We start from the raw sequence: 14,994 nt of genomic DNA, 5'->3' as shown, positions 1-14,994 counted from the left end.
ATCATGACGTCCGCCCCCGGCTTGGCAGCCTTCGTCGTGCTCCGTCCCGGCGACCCGGGCGAGCCCGGCTGGGTCGAGGCCGCCTCGATCGGGGAGGTCGAGGAGCTCGCCCGTGCCGGGCGCACCGTGGTCGTCACCCCGGCCAGGCTCGCCGGCGTCACCTCCGCACCACCCGTACCGTCCGGCGACCTCGGGGAGTCCGACGAGGCCGAGGGCGGGGCGGACACGGCCGGAAACGCCGGAAGGGCGGACACGAGGGCCGCAACAGCGGCCGCGGGCAACACCGGAGGCGGGCCGGACGCCGCAGCAGCCTCGGAAAAGGGCGCAGAAAACGCCAGGACCGGGACGAACGCCACCGGAAACCCAGCGACCTGGACGGACACCGTCGGAAACACCGCCGGAGACGCCGCGAGGGAGCGGGACGCCGAGGCCGCCGAGCTCACCGCGGCCTCGATCTGCGCGTGGGCCGGTGCCCGCGTCTTCCGTACGGACCGCGTCGAGCAGGTGCGGCTCGCGGTCGAGATGACCGACGCCCTCGCCGGGCGGCGACCGCCCGTGCTAACCCGCCGTGGCCTCGCCTAGCTCCTCCGCACTCGGCTCCAGGTGCCTGGTCGACTTCTCCAGCAGCCGGAACGCCTCGTCGACCGTGGTGGCCCAGGAGATGGCGTCGAAGACGTTCGGGCGGGTGAAGCCCGCCTCCTCCATGCCCTCGACCAGCTCCCGCAGCGGCTTGAAGATCCCCCAGGGATCGAGGACCACCAGCGGCTTGTCGTGCAGACCCAGGGTGCGGGACGTCCAGATCTCGAACAGCTCCTCCAGGGTCCCGATGCCGCCGGGCAGGACCAGGAAGGCGTCGGAGCGGGCGTCCATCACGCCCTTGCGCTCACGCATGTCGGTGGTGACCACCAGCTCGTCGGCGCTCTCGTCCGCGAGCTCGATGTCGACCAGCGACTGAGGGATCACTCCGATGGTCCGGGCGCCGCCCGCACGGGCCGCACGGGCCACGGCTCCCATGCAGGACACCCTGGCCCCGCCACTCACCAGGGAGTGGCCGCGCCTGGCTAGCTCGGTGCCGACCTGCTCCGCCAGCTCCAGATACTTCTTGTCGATCTTCTGACTCGACGCGAGGAATATGCAAATGAACACGCGCCGACCCTATTCGGCGTGGCCGAACACGCGCCAACTATTCGGCGTCACCGACCGTGGAGATGGCCGCCTTCCGTTCGTCCTCCAGTAGGCGGCCCCTCTTGCTGTCGGCGTCCACGATGATCCGGACCGCCTCGTCGACGTCGTCGGTGACGTGGATGAGATTCACGTCCACCGGAGAGATCTTGCCCGTCGCCACGAGGGTGTTCTTGATCCAGTCGATCAGGCCGCCCCAGAACTCCGTCCCCATCAGCACCACGGGGAAGGAGGTGACCTTCCGGGTCTGGACCAGGGTGAGCGCCTCGAAGAGCTCGTCCATGGTGCCGAAACCGCCGGGCAGCGTGACGAATCCGCAGGAGTACTTCACGAACATGGTCTTGCGGACGAAGAAGTAGCGGAACTCGATGCCGAGATCGACGTACTCGTTCATGCTCTGCTCGAAGGGCAACTCGATGCCCAGGCCGACCGAGACGCCGTCCGCCTCCACGGCTCCCCGGTTGGCGGCCTCCATGCAGCCGGGGCCGCCACCGGTGATCACGGCGTAGCCCGCCTCGGACAGCTTCCTGCCCAGCTGAACCCCCATCTCGTACTCGGGGGTGCCCTCGGGGGTGCGCGCGGACCCGAAGACGGTGACCGCCTGGGGCAGCTCGGCGAGGTGACCGAAGCCCTCCACGAACTCGGCCTGGATGCGCATCACCCGCCACGGATCCATGTGCAGCCAGTCGGCGGGACCCCTCCGATCAAGAAGCCGCTGGTCGTGGGTGGACTCGGAGACGAGGTCACCACGGACCACGGCGGCCCCCTGGCGACGCTCCGGACGTGTTTTCTTCATGCGGGCCACCGTAGCGTCGTCTCAGAAAAATCTTGAAAAATCTCCATGAAAACATGGAACCGGACTTTGAACAGCGCACGTCTAACCGAACGAGGGTGCTGCTCGGGACTGAAAGTGGCTTTCCCCGCCAAATGGCCGGCGAGGAAAGCCACTTTCATTTGCACGCCCCTCCAGGCTCTCGCACGTCGAGGCCCGCGCACTCCGCGAACAAGCCCTCACGACAGCCAGCCGAGCATTCCGCGCTCGCAGTCGGCGATCTTCGCCAACGAGACGAACTCCTCCTTCTGGTGCGCCAGGTTCGGATCCCCGGGACCGTAGTTGACCGCGGGCACGCCCAGGCCGGAAAAGAGCGAGACGTCGGTCCAGCCGAGCTTGGCCCGCGGCGTGCCGCCCACGGCCTCGACGAAGGCCGACGCCGTCGGATGGGTCAGGCCGGGCCGCGCGGCGGCGGCGCCGTCGGTGAAGCGGACCTCGTACCCGTCGAAGACCTCGCGTACGTGGGCGCGCGCCTCGTCCAGCGACAGGTCGGGAGCGAAGCGGTAGTTCACGGTCACCACGCACTCGTCCGGGATCACGTTGCCCGCGATGCCGCCGCCGATGCCCACCGCGTTCAGTCCCTCGTGATACTCCAGGCCGTCCACGACGGGAAGTCTCGCCTCGTAGGCGTTCAGGATCGCGAGCACCGGCTGGGCGGCGTGGATCGCGTTGATCCCGAACCAGGACCTGGCGCTGTGCGAGCGCTTGCCCCGGATGACGATCTGGGCTCGGAGCGTGCCCTGGCAGCCGCCCTCGATCACGCCGTCGGTGGGCTCCATGAGCACGGCGAAGTCACCCGCGAGCCAGTCGGGACGGGTGCGGCTGAGGCGGAGCAGCCCGTTACGCTCGGCCTCGATCTCCTCGCAGTCGTAGAAGACGTAGGTCACGTCCCTGCTGGGCTCGGGAAGGGCGGCCGCGAGTTTCAGCGCGACCGCGACACCGGCCTTCATGTCCGAGGTGCCGCAGCCGTACAGCCGGTCTCCCTCGACCCGGCTGGGCAGGTTGCCCGCGACGGGAACGGTGTCGAGGTGCCCGGCGATCACCACCCGCTCGCCGCGGCCCAGATGAGTGCGGGCCACGATCGACTCGCCGTCGCGTTCGACGGTGAGGTGCCGTAGCGGCCTCAGGGACTCCTCCACGGCGTCGGCCAGGGCCTTCTCGCCGCCGCTGACCGACTCGACGTCCACGATCCTGGCGGTGAGCTCCCCGACATCCTGCGTGAGGTCCAGACGCGTACTCATGCCCGCGACCCTAGTGCCCGCGCGAGTCTCACGCCCACGCCCGGGTGCCCGCACGAGATCCCACGCCCCGGGAGCCCGCACGAGGTCCCGCCCCGTGGGAAACCCGCCGTGCCCGTGCCGGATCCGAACGGTCCTTCCGTCCCACCCGCGCCCTCACCGGTCCGGGCGCCGACGACCCTATCCGCGCAGGACGCGGTCGAGTTCGGCCCTGCCTGGTCTGTGGCCGTCCTTCAGGCGTTCGAGCACCAGGACACAGCCCAGGTCGAAGGCGCCGCCGGGAAACTCGCGCCGACGGGTGCCTCCGGTCGCCACGCACCAGTCGGGGACGCGCCCGGGCTCCAGTTCCTCGCCCGTCCGCACGTCGATCACCGGGGTCGAGCCCGACAGGATCGTCCCGGCGCCGACCACGGCACCCCGTCCCACCCGGGCTCCATCGGCGATCACCGCCCGGCCGCCGATCATCGCACCGTCCTCGACGATCGCGGGCACCGTCCGTTCCTCGGCGGCGAGGAAGGCCTCCCCGTCGGCGAGGTCGCCGCTCTCCCCGACGCCGACTCCCCCGGACAGGTGGACGTTCCTGCCGATCTGGGCGCACGAGCCGATCGAGGCCCACGTGCCCACCGTGCTGCCCTCGTCCACGTGGGCGCCGATGTCGACGAACGAGGGCATCAGCACGACGCCCGGCGCCAGGTAGGAGCCCCAGCGGGCGATCGCCCCCGGCACGACGCGCACCCCCTCGACGGAGGCCTTCAGCGGGACGCGGTCGTGGTGGTGAAAGTCGCCCACCTGGGACCTGGACGTGCCGAGCACCAGGAACGCGAGCATGACGGCCCGCCGGGCGCGCTCGTCCACGACCATCTCGCCGGCGCGGGAGACCCCGGCGACCCGGACCTTGCCGCTGTCGAGCATGTCCACCGCGCTCACGACGACGGCGCGGGCCTCGGTGTCGGCGGGACTCAACTCGGCCCTGCGCCGCCACAGCTCGTCGACGGCCGCGGGCAGCGGGCCGGCATCGCTCTGGGTCATGGCCGGAGCCTACGTTCGCGGCGTTCTACCAGACCGCGCAATCGCTGGGGACCTGTAGGTTCTTGACCGTGCGACGGCGCTTCTCAAAAGGGGTCATCGCGATCATCGCGATCGTGACCGTGCTCGCGGTGGCCATCACCGTGGGTCTTCTCAGCCTTCTCAGAAAGGTGACACCGCTCGTCGACCTCGGTGAGGGATGCAAGATCACTACGCCCGAGGGCTCTCTGGAGCTGGACCTCGAACAGGCCAAGGTGGCCGCGGTCATCGCGGCCGTCGCGGCCCGCAGAAAGCTGCCCGAGCGGGCCGTGGTGATCGCCTACGCCACCGGCATCCAGGAGTCCAAGCTGGAGAATTTGACGGGCGGCGACCGCGACTCGGTCGGCGTGTTCCAGCAGCGCCCCTCCCAGGGGTGGGGCAGGCCCGAGCAGCTCGTCGACCCCGTCTACGCCTCGGGAAGGTTCTTCTCCGCGCTGGTGAAGGTGCGAAACTACCGCAAGCTGCCGCTCCACGAGGCGGCCCAGGCCGTGCAGCGCTCGGCGGACGGGTCGGCGTACGCCCAGCACGAGGAGGACGGGAAGGTTCTCGCGGCGGCGTTCACCGGGCGCGTGCCCAAGGCGGTGCACTGCTGGTTCCCCGCCCCGACGGGCAAGACCCCGCTCCCCGACGAGCGGAGGGCCGCGCGCGAGCTCGCCAGGGCGCTCGGAGCGGGCAGCGCCTTCGAGCCCTCCTCGCGCAAGCGCGGCTGGCTGGTGGCCGCCTGGTCGATCGCCCACGCCAAGGAGTTCGGGCTGGGAGGGATCCGCTACGACGGCCAGGCATGGACGGCCGCGAAAAGCCACGACGGCTGGCGGGCCGACCCGAAAGCCTCCGCCAGGAAAGTCGATCTGTCCTGATCGTCCGCGACCGGTCAGGGACGGCGGCCCCGCACACCCCGCACTTCGTACACCGTGAGTGAGGAGCCCGGCGGGCCTCACCGCGACTCGCTACGCGACGAGTGCGTCCACATCGCGACCGGACAGGTCGGGTTCGGGTCGACGTACAGGACGTCGGAGTGATCGGGGGCGTGTGGCCTAGCTGCCCTTCTTCTTCTCGATCTTGATCGAGCCGGGGGCGAGGGGCTGGGCGTGGGAGGCACTCCAGCGCTTGCCCTGGAGGCGTTCGAAGCTGAGCAGGCGGCCGTCGGCGGCCCGGTAGTCGGCGAAGTCGAGCAGGCCCCGCTCGGGCATCGAGGTGACCCCCTCGCCCCGAAAGGCCGCGGTGCCCCGGTCGACGGGGAAGAAGTCGACTCCCTCGACGCTCAGCGTGGCCTTGGCGGGGATCATGCCCTCCGTGGGCACCTGCGTCCACAGCAGCACCTCAAGGTGCGGCGGATCATCGGCGGCCAGCCCGGGGCGCATCTGGATCGAGAGCCACTGGGGACGGCGGGTGCCGTCGTCGAGGCGGTACTCGGTCCACTGGGTGCCCTGCCACGACAGGTACAGGGCGCCGAGGACCCTGCTGCGGATCCCCTGACACTCGATCGTGTCGCCGACCCTGATCGTGCGGGGGTCGGGGTAGTCGATGCCGACATGGCCCGCGGACGGTTGGGCCGACGTCTGCGCGGCCTCAACCGAGGGCAGGGGCGTCTCGCCGGAGCGCTCGGACTCGTCGGCCTCCCCGTCCTGACGCGTCGTCGTGAGGAACGCGACGAACAGCAGGACGAGCGTGGCCACACTCAGTCCGAGTATCACGACGACCTCGGGGGTCATGCCGCGCGATCCTACTGGAGGCGCCGCACCGCCGCAGCGACGCGTTCGTCGTCGGCCGTCACGGCGATCCTGATGTGCCTCTCGCCCGCGGTCCCGTAGAAGTCGCCGGGCGCGACCAGGATTCCCTTCCCGGCCAGCGCGCGGACCTGGTCCCAGCAGCCGGCTCCGTTGGACGCCCACAGGTACAGGCCCGCGGTGGAGTGCTCGATCTTCCAGCCGGCCGCCTCCAGCGCGGGGCGGAGCGCCGCGCGGCGGGCGGCGTAGCGGGCCCGTTGCTCCTCGGCGTGCTCGTCGTCGTCCAGGGCCACGGCCATCGCCGCCTGGACCGGCGCCGGCATGATCATGCCGGCGTGCTTGCGTATCTCCAGCAGCCGCTTGACCAGCGCGGGGTCTCCCGCGACGAACCCGGCCCGGTAACCGGCCAGGTTGGAGCGCTTGGACAGCGAGTGCACCGCGAGCAGGCCCTCGTGCGAGCCGCCGCAGACGTCCGGGTGCAGGATCGAGACCGGCCGCTCCTCCCAGCCCAGCTCGATGTAGCACTCGTCGGAGGCCACGACCGCGCCGTGCTCACGCGCCCACGAGACGACCTTGCGCAGGTGCTCGGCGGGCAGCACCCTGCCGGTCGGGTTGGACGGGGAGTTCACCCAGACCAGCGGCACCCGCTCGGGACCGAGCGCGAGCAGCCCGTCGGTGGCGTACGGCTCGGCGCCCGCGAGCCGCGCTCCCACGTCGTAGGTGGGGTAGGCGAGCTCGGGCAGGATCACCCGCTGCCCCGGGCCGACACCGAGCAGCGTCGGCAGCCAGGCCACGAACTCCTTGGAACCGATCAGCGGCAGCACGTTCGCCTGGTCGAGGATCACGCCGTGCCTGCGTCGCAGCCACCCGGCGGCGGCCGAGCGGAGGCGCTCGGTGCCGTACGTCAGCGGGTATCCGGGACTGTCGGAGGCGTCCGCGAGAGCCTGCCGCACGATGGCGGGCACCGGGTCGACGGGCGTGCCCACCGACAGGTCGACGATCCCGTCCGGGTGCGACGCCGCGAGCTCCTTCAGCGGCGTGAGCCGGTCCCACGGGAAGTCCGGCAGGCCGTTCATCGGAGCCTCGCCGGGACGCTCGAAGCCGCTGACCGGTCGGGAGTGGCGTTCATGGTGATCAGCCGTCGTCTTTCACTGGAACTGGGCCTGCCGATGACGTGGCGAGGGATTTCGCCGGAACGGCGTCCGGCGATGGCGGTGTGATCCGCCGGAACGGGGTCCGGGAACGGCGGTGCGAGGGGACGGCCGTCGCGGCCGCCCCCTCGGACACCGGCCCCTAGTGGCTCTCGGCCTGCGGGGGCAGGGCCGCGACGACCGGGTGGTCCTTCTCGATCTTGCCGACCTTGGAGGCGCCGCCGGGCGACCCCAGGTCCTCGAAGAAGTCCACGTTCGCCTTGTAGAAGTCCTTCCACTGCTCGGGAAGGTCGTCCTCGTAGAAGATGGCCTCCACCGGACACACCGGTTCGCACGCGCCGCAGTCGACGCATTCGTCGGGGTGGATGTAGAGCATCCGCTCACCCTCGTAGATGCAATCGACAGGGCACTCCTCGATGCACGCCTTGTCCAGGACGTCCACGCAAGGCTGCGCGATGACGTAGGTCACCTCGGGCTCCTTCTTCTTTACGCACCTAGGCACGACTTCGACCGCGAGTTGCTAAGCCCTAGTATTGCCGTGCCCGCCGCGTCTCTGAAACGGGAGGGGGCAAAAGCCGGTGGCCTTTCATGGCAGCGCTCGCCTGAGCATCACCATAACCCCTTCCGACGTGGGCAAAAGAGTCACCACTCGGAGACGGGTCGCCGAGGGATTTCGCGACGCGGTCGGCGAGTTGGAGTTCTGGCGGGACGGCGTGCTCGGTGTGCGCAGGCGGAACGGCGTCCTGGTGGAGATCGCCGAGGAGACGCTCGCCGCGGCGAAGGTCGTTCCCGAGTCTCCACGGCCCCGGGGGCCTCGCACCGGCGCGTGAACGGCGGCACAGAGACTCCGAAGGACTCCAGGGGACTTCCGGGGACCTCAGGGGATTCCATCGGAGCCTCGCCGGGACGCTCGGAGCCTCTGACCGTCAGGACGGGCCCCGTGGGTAAGCCACAGACCTCGCCGGAGTCTCGCCGGGACTCTCGGAACCCTTGACCGGTCAGGATGGGCGCCCGGTGGGTAAGCCGCTCGCCAAGACACGTGTAAGCCGTTCGCTAAGAAGCGTCGCGCCTGCTCGACCAGGGGAATGACAGCGGAGAGCATTCCGCTCGTGACCGTACGTACCAGCGCCGCAGCCGCCGTGATCCTCACGGCCACGATCGCCGGATGTGGCGCCCCGGCTCCTCAGAACGTCCAATTCCCGCCTCTCAACGTGCAGGCCGCCTCCCTCAAGGAGGGCTTCTCGACGATGGAGCGCCTCGTGGAGGCCGCCAGGCAGGAGGGGGCGCTCACGGTGATCGCGCTGCCGCGCGACTGGGTGAACTACGGCGAGATCATCGACACCTTCTCCGAGGAGTACGGGATCAAGGTGCACCAGTTGGAGCCCGACGCCGGAAGCGCACGGGAGATCGCGGCCGCGGACGACCTCAAACCGGACGTGTTCGACCTGAGCATGGACGTCGCCGCGGCCAACGCCGCCCGTTTCGCCCCGTACCGGGTCCAGGGCTGGCAGGACATCCCCGACCGCCTGAAGGACCACAGGGGCTTCTGGTACGCCGGGTACGGCGGCTACATGTCCATCGGCTACGACCCGACCAGGGTCACGGCCCCCGCGTCCTTCTCCGACCTGCTCAAGCCGCGCCACAGCGTCGCGCTGCCCGGCGACCCCCGAGAGGTCTCCGCGGCCTTCAACGGGGTGATGGCGACCTCCCTGCGGGGCGGCGAGGCGCGGGCGGAGCGGGGCGTGGAGTTCTTCCACCGCCTCAAGAAGGCGGGCAACCTCGCGGCCACACCCAAGGCGGCCTCGGTCCTCGTCGACTGGGACTACAACAACACCGAGCGGGCCGCCGCCGACAAGACGTGGAAGGTGATGATTCCCGGCGACGCCGTGCTCGGCGCGTACTACGTGCAGGCCATCAACAAGCGGGCCCCGCACCCGGCCGCGGCCAGGCTCTGGCAAGAGTTCCTGTTCTCCGACAAGGGGCAGAACCTGTTCCTGAAGGGTTACGCCAGGCCCGCGAGGATGGAGGCCCTCCAGATGCGAGGCACCCTCGACCAGGAGTTGGCCGCGAAACTCCCCGCCACCCACGCGAGGCCGGTGATCCTCACCATCCCGGAGATCGACACGGCGAGGGCCTATCTCCAGCGCGAGTGGGCCGACAAGGTGAGATAGCCCTGAGGCTGCTGAGGCTGGCGAGACTGATATGTCGTGACTTCCCAGAGGCTCTAAAGTGTCTGGAGAGTACCGATAAGAGGCTTCGCGTCTCAGAATGTGAGCTGATCGTCTTGCGATACGACACCCCGAGCTTGATGAGGTGGAACGCTCGCGCCTACGACAACAGCTTCGGGTACGTCTCGGCGCACGGCGCCCCCCTGGTCGACCTCCTCGACCCGCAGCCCGGGGAGCGCATCGTGGATCTCGGCTGCGGCACGGGAATGCTCGCGGCCGAGATCACCTCCCGGGGCGCCTACGTCCTGGGGATCGACGGATCGCAGGCGATGATCGAGAAGGCCCAGGCGCAGCATCCCGGGCTGGACTTCGTCGTCGGCGACGGCCGAAGCTTCACGGTGGCCAAGCCCTACGACGCGATCTTCTCCAACGCCGCCCTGCACTGGATGGGCCGGGAACCGGACGCGGTGATCAGCAGGGTCCGCGAGGCCCTCACGCCCGGCGGGCGGTTCGTGGCCGAGATGGGCGGCGCGGGCAACTGCGCCGCGCTGACGGCGGCACTGTCCACCGCCTGGCGGGAGTACGGGCTGCCCGAGCCCGGCCTGCCCTGGTACTTCCCCACCCCCGCCGAATACGCCACGCGGCTGGAGAAGGGCGGCTTCACCGTCCGCCTGCTGGAATACTTCGACCGGCCGACCCCGCTCGACGAGTGCCCCGGCGGGGCGGCCGACTGGGTGCGGATGTTCGCCGGCTCGCTGCTCAAGGAGGTGCCCGCGGAGATGGTCGACCCGCTGCTCCGGCGGGTGAACGAGCTGGCCGCCCCCGCCCTGCGGCGGGAGAGCGGCTGGATGGCCGACTACGTGAGACTGCGGTTCGCGGCCGTACGCCGCTGAACCCACCCAATGCGCCGAGGTAATTTGCCAGACTATGGTCTGTTCCATGAGTCTCGTTCCCCGGCCACATGGGGTGACTCGGGCGGCTTGAGGGGCTGGTGAAGGGAACGGATGAACTTCTGTCTGAGTGACCTCGTGCCGCCGCTGCGCTGGAGCGACGCGGCCACGATCCCACTTCTGCGCGAACAGCCCGACCTACCGGACGCTTGGTGGCGGAGCCTGCCGATGGCCCGCGTGCTCGCCGTGCTGGGCCCGGAGAGGCTCGCCGACATCCTCGCCTCGATCGTCCTGAACCACTGGCCCGCCGCCGCCCTGGGTGACGTGCTCCCCGCCCTGCACGTCCTGGACCCGGACGAGGCCGACGAGCCCTCCACGGCCATCGCCCTCGACCGCGCCGGGTCCTGGTCAGGCCTTCTCGCGCTGACCGGCCACGACCTGCGCGACCAGCCGTTCATCCAGCCGGTCCCCCTGCTGCACGTCCTGTTCACGGCGGTCTTCACGCGCCTGGCGGTCCCCGCCCACGCGATCCCGCCGGCGCACGCGGCCGCGTCCTCCGGGGCCGCGTCCTCCAGGGCGGCCGGGGCCGCTCACGGGCCCGTCGCGGACGGTGGCGCCACGCGTGGAGCCCTCGCGGGCGAGGGAGCCGAGAGCGGGTCCGTCGCGAGTGGATCCGTCGCCGGAGGGCTCCGGGCGCCGGACGGCCCGCCCGTCGTGGCGGACCTCCGCGCGCAGACCGTGCCGGAAGACGCCGAGAACGTTCCCGCTCAGGAGCCCGAGGCCCCCGTGCAGCCGATGGCGTTGCCGAAGCGCAAGGCCCGCCGGGAGCCACCGATAACCGACGTCCGCCGCCCCGACGAGGCCCCAGGATCGCTTTTCCAGCCCGCCTCGACGAGGAAGAGCCCGTCGGCGAGCACCTTCCAGCGGGAGGACGCCTTCCCGTGGGAGGGGGCGAGCGCGTTCGTACCGGAGGACCGGTTCGCGCCCGCTCCCGGGGAGGCGGAGCCCGCCTCCGGAGCCGGACCTGCGAAAACCGGAGCCGGGTTCCTGGAAACCGGGGCCGAACCCGCGGGGGCCGGTCCAGTGGAAACCGGGGCCGAACCCGCGGACGTCGAAGCCGTGGAGACCGGGGACAGACCTGCGGAAACGGAGGCTGAACCCTCGGAAGTCGAGGCCGCGGAAACCGGGGACGGACCTGCGGAAACCGGAGTCGGAGCCGTGGAAACCGAGGCCGAACCCTCGGAAGTCGAGGCCGTGGAAGCCGGAGCCGCAGAAGCCGGATCTACGGAAGCCGGAGCTGCGGAAACCTCCGAGCCGGACGTGGAGCCCGCCGCCGAGACAGCTGAGACCGGCGCGGAAGACGCCCACGAGGACGACTCCGAGGACGCCCGCGCACTCCCCGACGTCCCCGAGCCGGTCGCGGAGAGCGACGAGGCCGACAGGCGTGACGAGGGTGGCGACGAGGGCCGCGGCGACGGCGACGAGGCCCGGCCGGTGCGGAAGAACCTGCACGCGCTGCTGGACGGCGTCTTCGCCAACGTGGAGGACAAGCGCTGGGCGGTGGCGCAGAACAGGTTGTTCAGCGACGCCCCGGCGACCGTGGAGGCGCTGGCCAAGCTCTTCGCGGTGTCTCCCGAAGTCATCAGCGAGATCGAGGCCGATCTGCGCCGGGAACTCGCCGAGTGGGTCGCCTCCGACGAGGCCGCCCCGTACCGGGAGCACCTGGAGGGGCTGAAGAGGATCCTCGGCAAGGCCGCGCCGAGGGAGCGTCTGATCAACGCGGCCGAGTGGCACACCGGGGAACTGCACTCCCTGGACGTACCGGCCTGGCAGTTCGTGCTGGCCACCCTCCCCGGCTACCACCTGGTCGACGAGTGGCTGGTGGAGGGCGACATCACCGAGCTGCGCCACCGTACCCGCGACATGATCAGCGGCGCCAAGCCGCCGCTCACGATCAACAAGGCCCTCGACATGGTCTCCTCGCTGGGCATCCACCCCGAGGTGTCCAAGGAGTGGCTGGAGAACGTCCCGCAGCTCCGCATCCTCGGCGCGGGCGAGCGGCCTCCCCAGCGTTCCGGCGGCGCCCCGGCCCTCACCGTGGAGAAGCCCGGTGACGGGACCGGCGAGCCGCCGGGCGGCGGGGAGCCGAGGAAGGCCCCGTTCCGCCCGCTGAAGGACGTCTCGCTCACCAGGCGCTGTTTCCGGCAGCCGGACGGCCGCTGGTGGCTCAGGATCGACGTCACCGAAGAACACCTCGGGGGCGCCGAGTGCCCGCTGCCCAGCGGGTTCGCCGCCTACCTCGGGATGTCGCCGGGCGAGGGCCGCACGGTCAGCAGCGCGGTCGGCGAACTGGTACTCAGCTGGCACGACAGGCCCGTGCTGGAGTCGCTCAGGACGCTCCTGGAGGACGTGGGCGCCAAGGAGGGCAGTCACCTGTTTCTCACCCTGTCCGACGAGGGGGTCCTGCGGGCCAGGCACCTGCCGCTCGCGGGCGAGGAGGTGGAGACGACGGCGCGGGCGCTGCGGCTGGTCGGCTACACCGCGGCCGGCGGCACTCCCGAGCAGGCGAGGCGGGTCATCGCCACCCGGGTCGGCATGACGGGCCCCGTGGGCTTCCCGGAACTCCTCACCAGGCTTCGAGAACGCGGGGACCGCGATCTCCTGTCCCTGTTGGCCTGACCCATGCCCCGCCTCGCCATCTCCCCCGACTTCCCCGTCGAACTCGGCGCCCTGGCCCAGCCGGTGCGCAGGGACGTCGTGGTCTCGACGCGCAGGTTCCTTCAGAACGTGGCGGGCGCCCCGCACCCCGAGCGGGTCAGGGGGGCGAGGGACCCCCGGGTGGCCACCCTGTGGCTGGCCGAGCGGTACCGGGGCGTCGTGGTCAAGCAGCGGGACGTGTACTGGCTGCTCACCGTGCTGCCGGACGCGGAGGCGTGGGCGTACGCGCAGCGCTACCGGTTCGGCGTGAACACGGCGCTGGGCGTGGTCGAGATGTGGGACGCCGAGGCCCTGGACCGGGTGCGGCCCGCGGTGCGCCGGGCGGCCGAGGCGTCCGCGACGCGGCTGTTCGTCGACATCTGCGACAGCGACCTGGCCGAACTGGGAGTCGACGGCCGTTTCCTGCCGCTGGTCAGGCAGATCACCGACCAGCTCACCCTGGAGGCGCTGGAGCCGCTGCTGCCCCCGACGCAGTACGAGCCGCTGGCGGCGCTCGCCAGGGGCGAGTCGATGGCCGGGGCGTGGCGGGAGCTGGAGAACTGCCGCGCCGTCGCCGCGGGCCCCGAGCCGATCAATCCCGAGGACTTCGGCGCCGCGCTCGTGCGCAGCCCCGACCGCGCCGTCTTCGTCGAAGATCCGCGCGAGCTGAACCGCGTGCTCGACGCGCCCGGCTGGTGCGTGTTCCTGCACCCGCCGCAGCACCGGCTCGCGTACTGGGAGTCCTACCAGCAGCCGACGCTGGTCACCGGAGGCGCGGGCACCGGCAAGACGCTCGTCGCCCTGCACAGGGCCGCCTACCTGGCCAGGCGCGCGAGCGGGCAGATCCTGCTCGTCACCTTCTCCCAGGGGTTGAGCGCCGAGCTCGCGACCAGGCTCGACCTGCTGATCGAGGACGAGGTGGTCCGCAAGCGGATCGAGGTCGGCAACGTGGACCGGCTCGCCCACCGCGTCGTCGCCGAGGCCGAGGGGCGCCCGCCCTCGCTGATCGGCGCCGCCGAGCTGACCGCGCTCTGGGAGGAGACCGAGACCGGTCACAGCCCGGCGTTCCTGCTGCGCGAGTGGGAGCAGGTGGTCCTGGCGCAGAACCTGCGGACTCTGGACGAGTATCTGGCGGCCCCCCGCCCCGGCCGCAGCGTCGAGCTGTCCGGTGAGGAGCGCGCCTCCGTGTGGAGGGCCGTCGAGCACGTCACCGAGCAGTTGCGGGTACGCGGCAAGCGGACCCTGCTGCAGCTCGCCTCCGAGGCGTCGGTGCTGCTCGGCCAGACGACGGGGGACCTGCTGGAGGAGGCGGAGCCCGCGCGGGAGCCGTACCGGCACATCATCGTGGACGAGGCGCAGGATCTTCACCCGGCGCAGTGGCGGCTGCTGCGGGCGGCGGTGCCGCACGCCCGCGACGACCTGTTCATCGTGGGCGACCCGCACCAGCGCATCTTCGACACGCGGGTGACGCTCGGCGCCGTGGGAATCGACGCGATCCAGCAGCGGCTGCGGGTGTCGTACCGGCTCCCACGGGAGATCCTGTCCTGGGGAGTCCGATTACGCGGGGGTGGTCCCGCCGACGGGCTCGTCAAGGGTGTGCAGGAGCTTTACGGCTTCAGGGGCACCCGGCACGGGCTCCGGCCGATGGTCCGCGCCTACGATTCACCGCAGGACGAACTGACGGGTCTGGTGGCACAGGTGGGACAGTGGGTGAATGAGGGTGTGACGCCCGAGGAGATAGCGGTGGCCGCCAGGACCGCCGGCCTCGTGCGTGACGCGCGGGCCGCTCTGCGTGATCTGGGGGTACGGGTGACGACGCTGCACGGCATGAAGGGACTGGAGTTCCGCCGGGTCGCGGTGATCGGCGTGACCGAGGGGATCGTCCCCGACCTCGACTCCCTCACCCCGATCGGCGAGGACCCCGCCGCAAGGGCACACGACCTCCAGCGGGAACGTGGCCTGCTGTATGTGGCCTGCACCCGGGCCAGGGAACTTCTTTACGTTTCTCATTACGGACGGGCAAGTCCATTCCTTCCTACCTGAC

General features: G+C 70.9%; 14 protein-coding genes. 7 read left to right on the top strand and 7 right to left on the bottom strand.

Annotation, left to right across the window (positions count from 1 at the left end; translation table 11 throughout):
- The first annotated feature begins 3 nt into the window (after positions 1–3).
- Positions 4–582, top strand: coding sequence for a hypothetical protein (locus tag ACFY3D_RS21735; protein WP_389981730.1), 579 nt, complete (start codon positions 4–6; stop codon positions 580–582).
- On the opposite strand, the gene ACFY3D_RS21730 is transcribed toward ACFY3D_RS21735, so the two are convergent.
- The 4 genes from ACFY3D_RS21730 to ACFY3D_RS21715 form a co-directional block, all read right to left on the bottom strand.
- Positions 559–1,146, bottom strand: a complete 588-nt coding sequence (locus tag ACFY3D_RS21730) for a TIGR00730 family Rossman fold protein (protein ID WP_362899049.1) — start codon at positions 1,144–1,146, stop codon at positions 559–561. The two genes, ACFY3D_RS21735 and ACFY3D_RS21730, sit on opposite strands and share 24 nt — an antisense overlap.
- A 37-nt stretch (positions 1,147–1,183) precedes the next feature.
- On the bottom strand, positions 1,184–1,978 hold the full coding sequence (locus ACFY3D_RS21725; protein WP_389981728.1) for a TIGR00730 family Rossman fold protein: 795 nt from the start codon (positions 1,976–1,978) through the stop codon (positions 1,184–1,186).
- Positions 1,979–2,193: 215 nt separating this feature from the next.
- The gene (gene dapE, locus ACFY3D_RS21720; protein WP_389981726.1) at positions 2,194–3,255 is read right to left on the bottom strand and encodes a succinyl-diaminopimelate desuccinylase; all 1,062 of its coding nucleotides are present in this window, start codon (positions 3,253–3,255) and stop codon (positions 2,194–2,196) included.
- A 177-nt stretch (positions 3,256–3,432) separates the two neighbouring features.
- Positions 3,433–4,281, bottom strand: coding sequence for a 2,3,4,5-tetrahydropyridine-2,6-dicarboxylate N-succinyltransferase (locus tag ACFY3D_RS21715; protein WP_389981724.1), 849 nt, complete (start codon positions 4,279–4,281; stop codon positions 3,433–3,435).
- A 68-nt stretch (positions 4,282–4,349) separates the two neighbouring features.
- Between ACFY3D_RS21715 and ACFY3D_RS21710 the strand changes: the two genes are divergently transcribed.
- Positions 4,350–5,174 carry a hypothetical protein gene (locus ACFY3D_RS21710; protein ID WP_389981722.1) on the top strand — a complete coding sequence of 275 codons (825 nt, stop codon included), beginning with the start codon at positions 4,350–4,352 and terminating at the stop codon, positions 5,172–5,174.
- 177 nt (positions 5,175–5,351) lie between these two features.
- Here ACFY3D_RS21710 and ACFY3D_RS21705 read toward each other — a convergent pair whose 3' ends face one another.
- The 3 genes from ACFY3D_RS21705 to fdxA form a co-directional block, all read right to left on the bottom strand.
- Positions 5,352–6,029, bottom strand: a complete 678-nt coding sequence (locus tag ACFY3D_RS21705) for a DUF4178 domain-containing protein (protein WP_389981720.1) — start codon at positions 6,027–6,029, stop codon at positions 5,352–5,354.
- An 11-nt stretch (positions 6,030–6,040) separates the two neighbouring features.
- The gene (gene dapC, locus ACFY3D_RS21700) at positions 6,041–7,120 is read right to left on the bottom strand and encodes a succinyldiaminopimelate transaminase (protein ID WP_362899037.1); all 1,080 of its coding nucleotides are present in this window, start codon (positions 7,118–7,120) and stop codon (positions 6,041–6,043) included.
- Positions 7,121–7,337: 217 nt separating this feature from the next.
- A complete protein-coding gene (fdxA, locus tag ACFY3D_RS21695) occupies positions 7,338–7,664 on the bottom strand; it encodes a ferredoxin (protein WP_344902423.1) in 327 nt (108 codons plus the stop codon).
- A gap of 160 nt (positions 7,665–7,824) precedes the next feature.
- Here fdxA and ACFY3D_RS21690 point away from each other — a divergent pair, with 160 nt between their 5' ends.
- From ACFY3D_RS21690 to ACFY3D_RS21670, 5 genes are all read left to right on the top strand, one after another.
- Entirely contained in the window at positions 7,825–8,025 is a 201-nt protein-coding gene (locus tag ACFY3D_RS21690) for a hypothetical protein (RefSeq protein WP_389981718.1), read from the top strand.
- A gap of 279 nt (positions 8,026–8,304) precedes the next feature.
- Positions 8,305–9,366 carry an ABC transporter substrate-binding protein gene (locus ACFY3D_RS21685; RefSeq protein ID WP_389981716.1) on the top strand — a complete coding sequence of 354 codons (1,062 nt, stop codon included), beginning with the start codon at positions 8,305–8,307 and terminating at the stop codon, positions 9,364–9,366.
- Positions 9,367–9,503: 137 nt separating this feature from the next.
- Positions 9,504–10,256 (top strand): class I SAM-dependent methyltransferase, encoded by a 753-nt coding sequence (locus ACFY3D_RS21680; protein WP_389981714.1) that lies wholly within the window; start codon positions 9,504–9,506, stop codon positions 10,254–10,256.
- A gap of 111 nt (positions 10,257–10,367) precedes the next feature.
- Complete coding sequence (locus ACFY3D_RS21675) at positions 10,368–12,932, top strand: hypothetical protein (RefSeq protein ID WP_389981712.1); 2,565 nt, start codon at positions 10,368–10,370, stop codon at positions 12,930–12,932.
- Between the two features lie 3 nt (positions 12,933–12,935).
- Positions 12,936–14,993: a UvrD-helicase domain-containing protein gene (locus tag ACFY3D_RS21670; RefSeq protein WP_389776492.1), complete on the top strand. Its 2,058-nt coding sequence runs from the start codon at positions 12,936–12,938 to the stop codon at positions 14,991–14,993.
- Position 14,994 lies beyond the last annotated feature (1 nt).

It is taken from the genome of Streptosporangium sp. NPDC000509, from assembly GCF_042898365.1.
In the GTDB taxonomy this organism is placed as follows: Bacteria; Actinomycetota; Actinomycetes; order Streptosporangiales; family Streptosporangiaceae; genus Streptosporangium.
Note: the sequence above shows the minus strand (reverse complement) of the source record. Positions and strands in the feature narration are given on the sequence as shown.

Excerpts from the sequence above, each read along its gene's own strand:
- ACFY3D_RS21735 (WP_389981730.1), top strand. The coding sequence starts at position 4 with ATGACGTCCGCCCCCGGCTTGGCAGCCTTCGTCGTGCTCCGTCCCGGC.
- ACFY3D_RS21725 (WP_389981728.1), bottom strand. The coding sequence starts at position 1,978 with ATGAAGAAAACACGTCCGGAGCGTCGCCAGGGGGCCGCCGTGGTCCGT.
- dapE (WP_389981726.1), bottom strand. The coding sequence starts at position 3,255 with ATGAGTACGCGTCTGGACCTCACGCAGGATGTCGGGGAGCTCACCGCC.
- ACFY3D_RS21715 (WP_389981724.1), bottom strand. The coding sequence starts at position 4,281 with ATGACCCAGAGCGATGCCGGCCCGCTGCCCGCGGCCGTCGACGAGCTG.
- ACFY3D_RS21705 (WP_389981720.1), bottom strand. The coding sequence starts at position 6,029 with ATGACCCCCGAGGTCGTCGTGATACTCGGACTGAGTGTGGCCACGCTC.
- dapC (WP_362899037.1), bottom strand. The coding sequence starts at position 7,120 with ATGAACGGCCTGCCGGACTTCCCGTGGGACCGGCTCACGCCGCTGAAG.
- ACFY3D_RS21680 (WP_389981714.1), top strand. The coding sequence starts at position 9,504 with ATGAGGTGGAACGCTCGCGCCTACGACAACAGCTTCGGGTACGTCTCG.
- ACFY3D_RS21675 (WP_389981712.1), top strand. The coding sequence starts at position 10,368 with ATGAACTTCTGTCTGAGTGACCTCGTGCCGCCGCTGCGCTGGAGCGAC.
- ACFY3D_RS21670 (WP_389776492.1), top strand. The coding sequence starts at position 12,936 with ATGCCCCGCCTCGCCATCTCCCCCGACTTCCCCGTCGAACTCGGCGCC.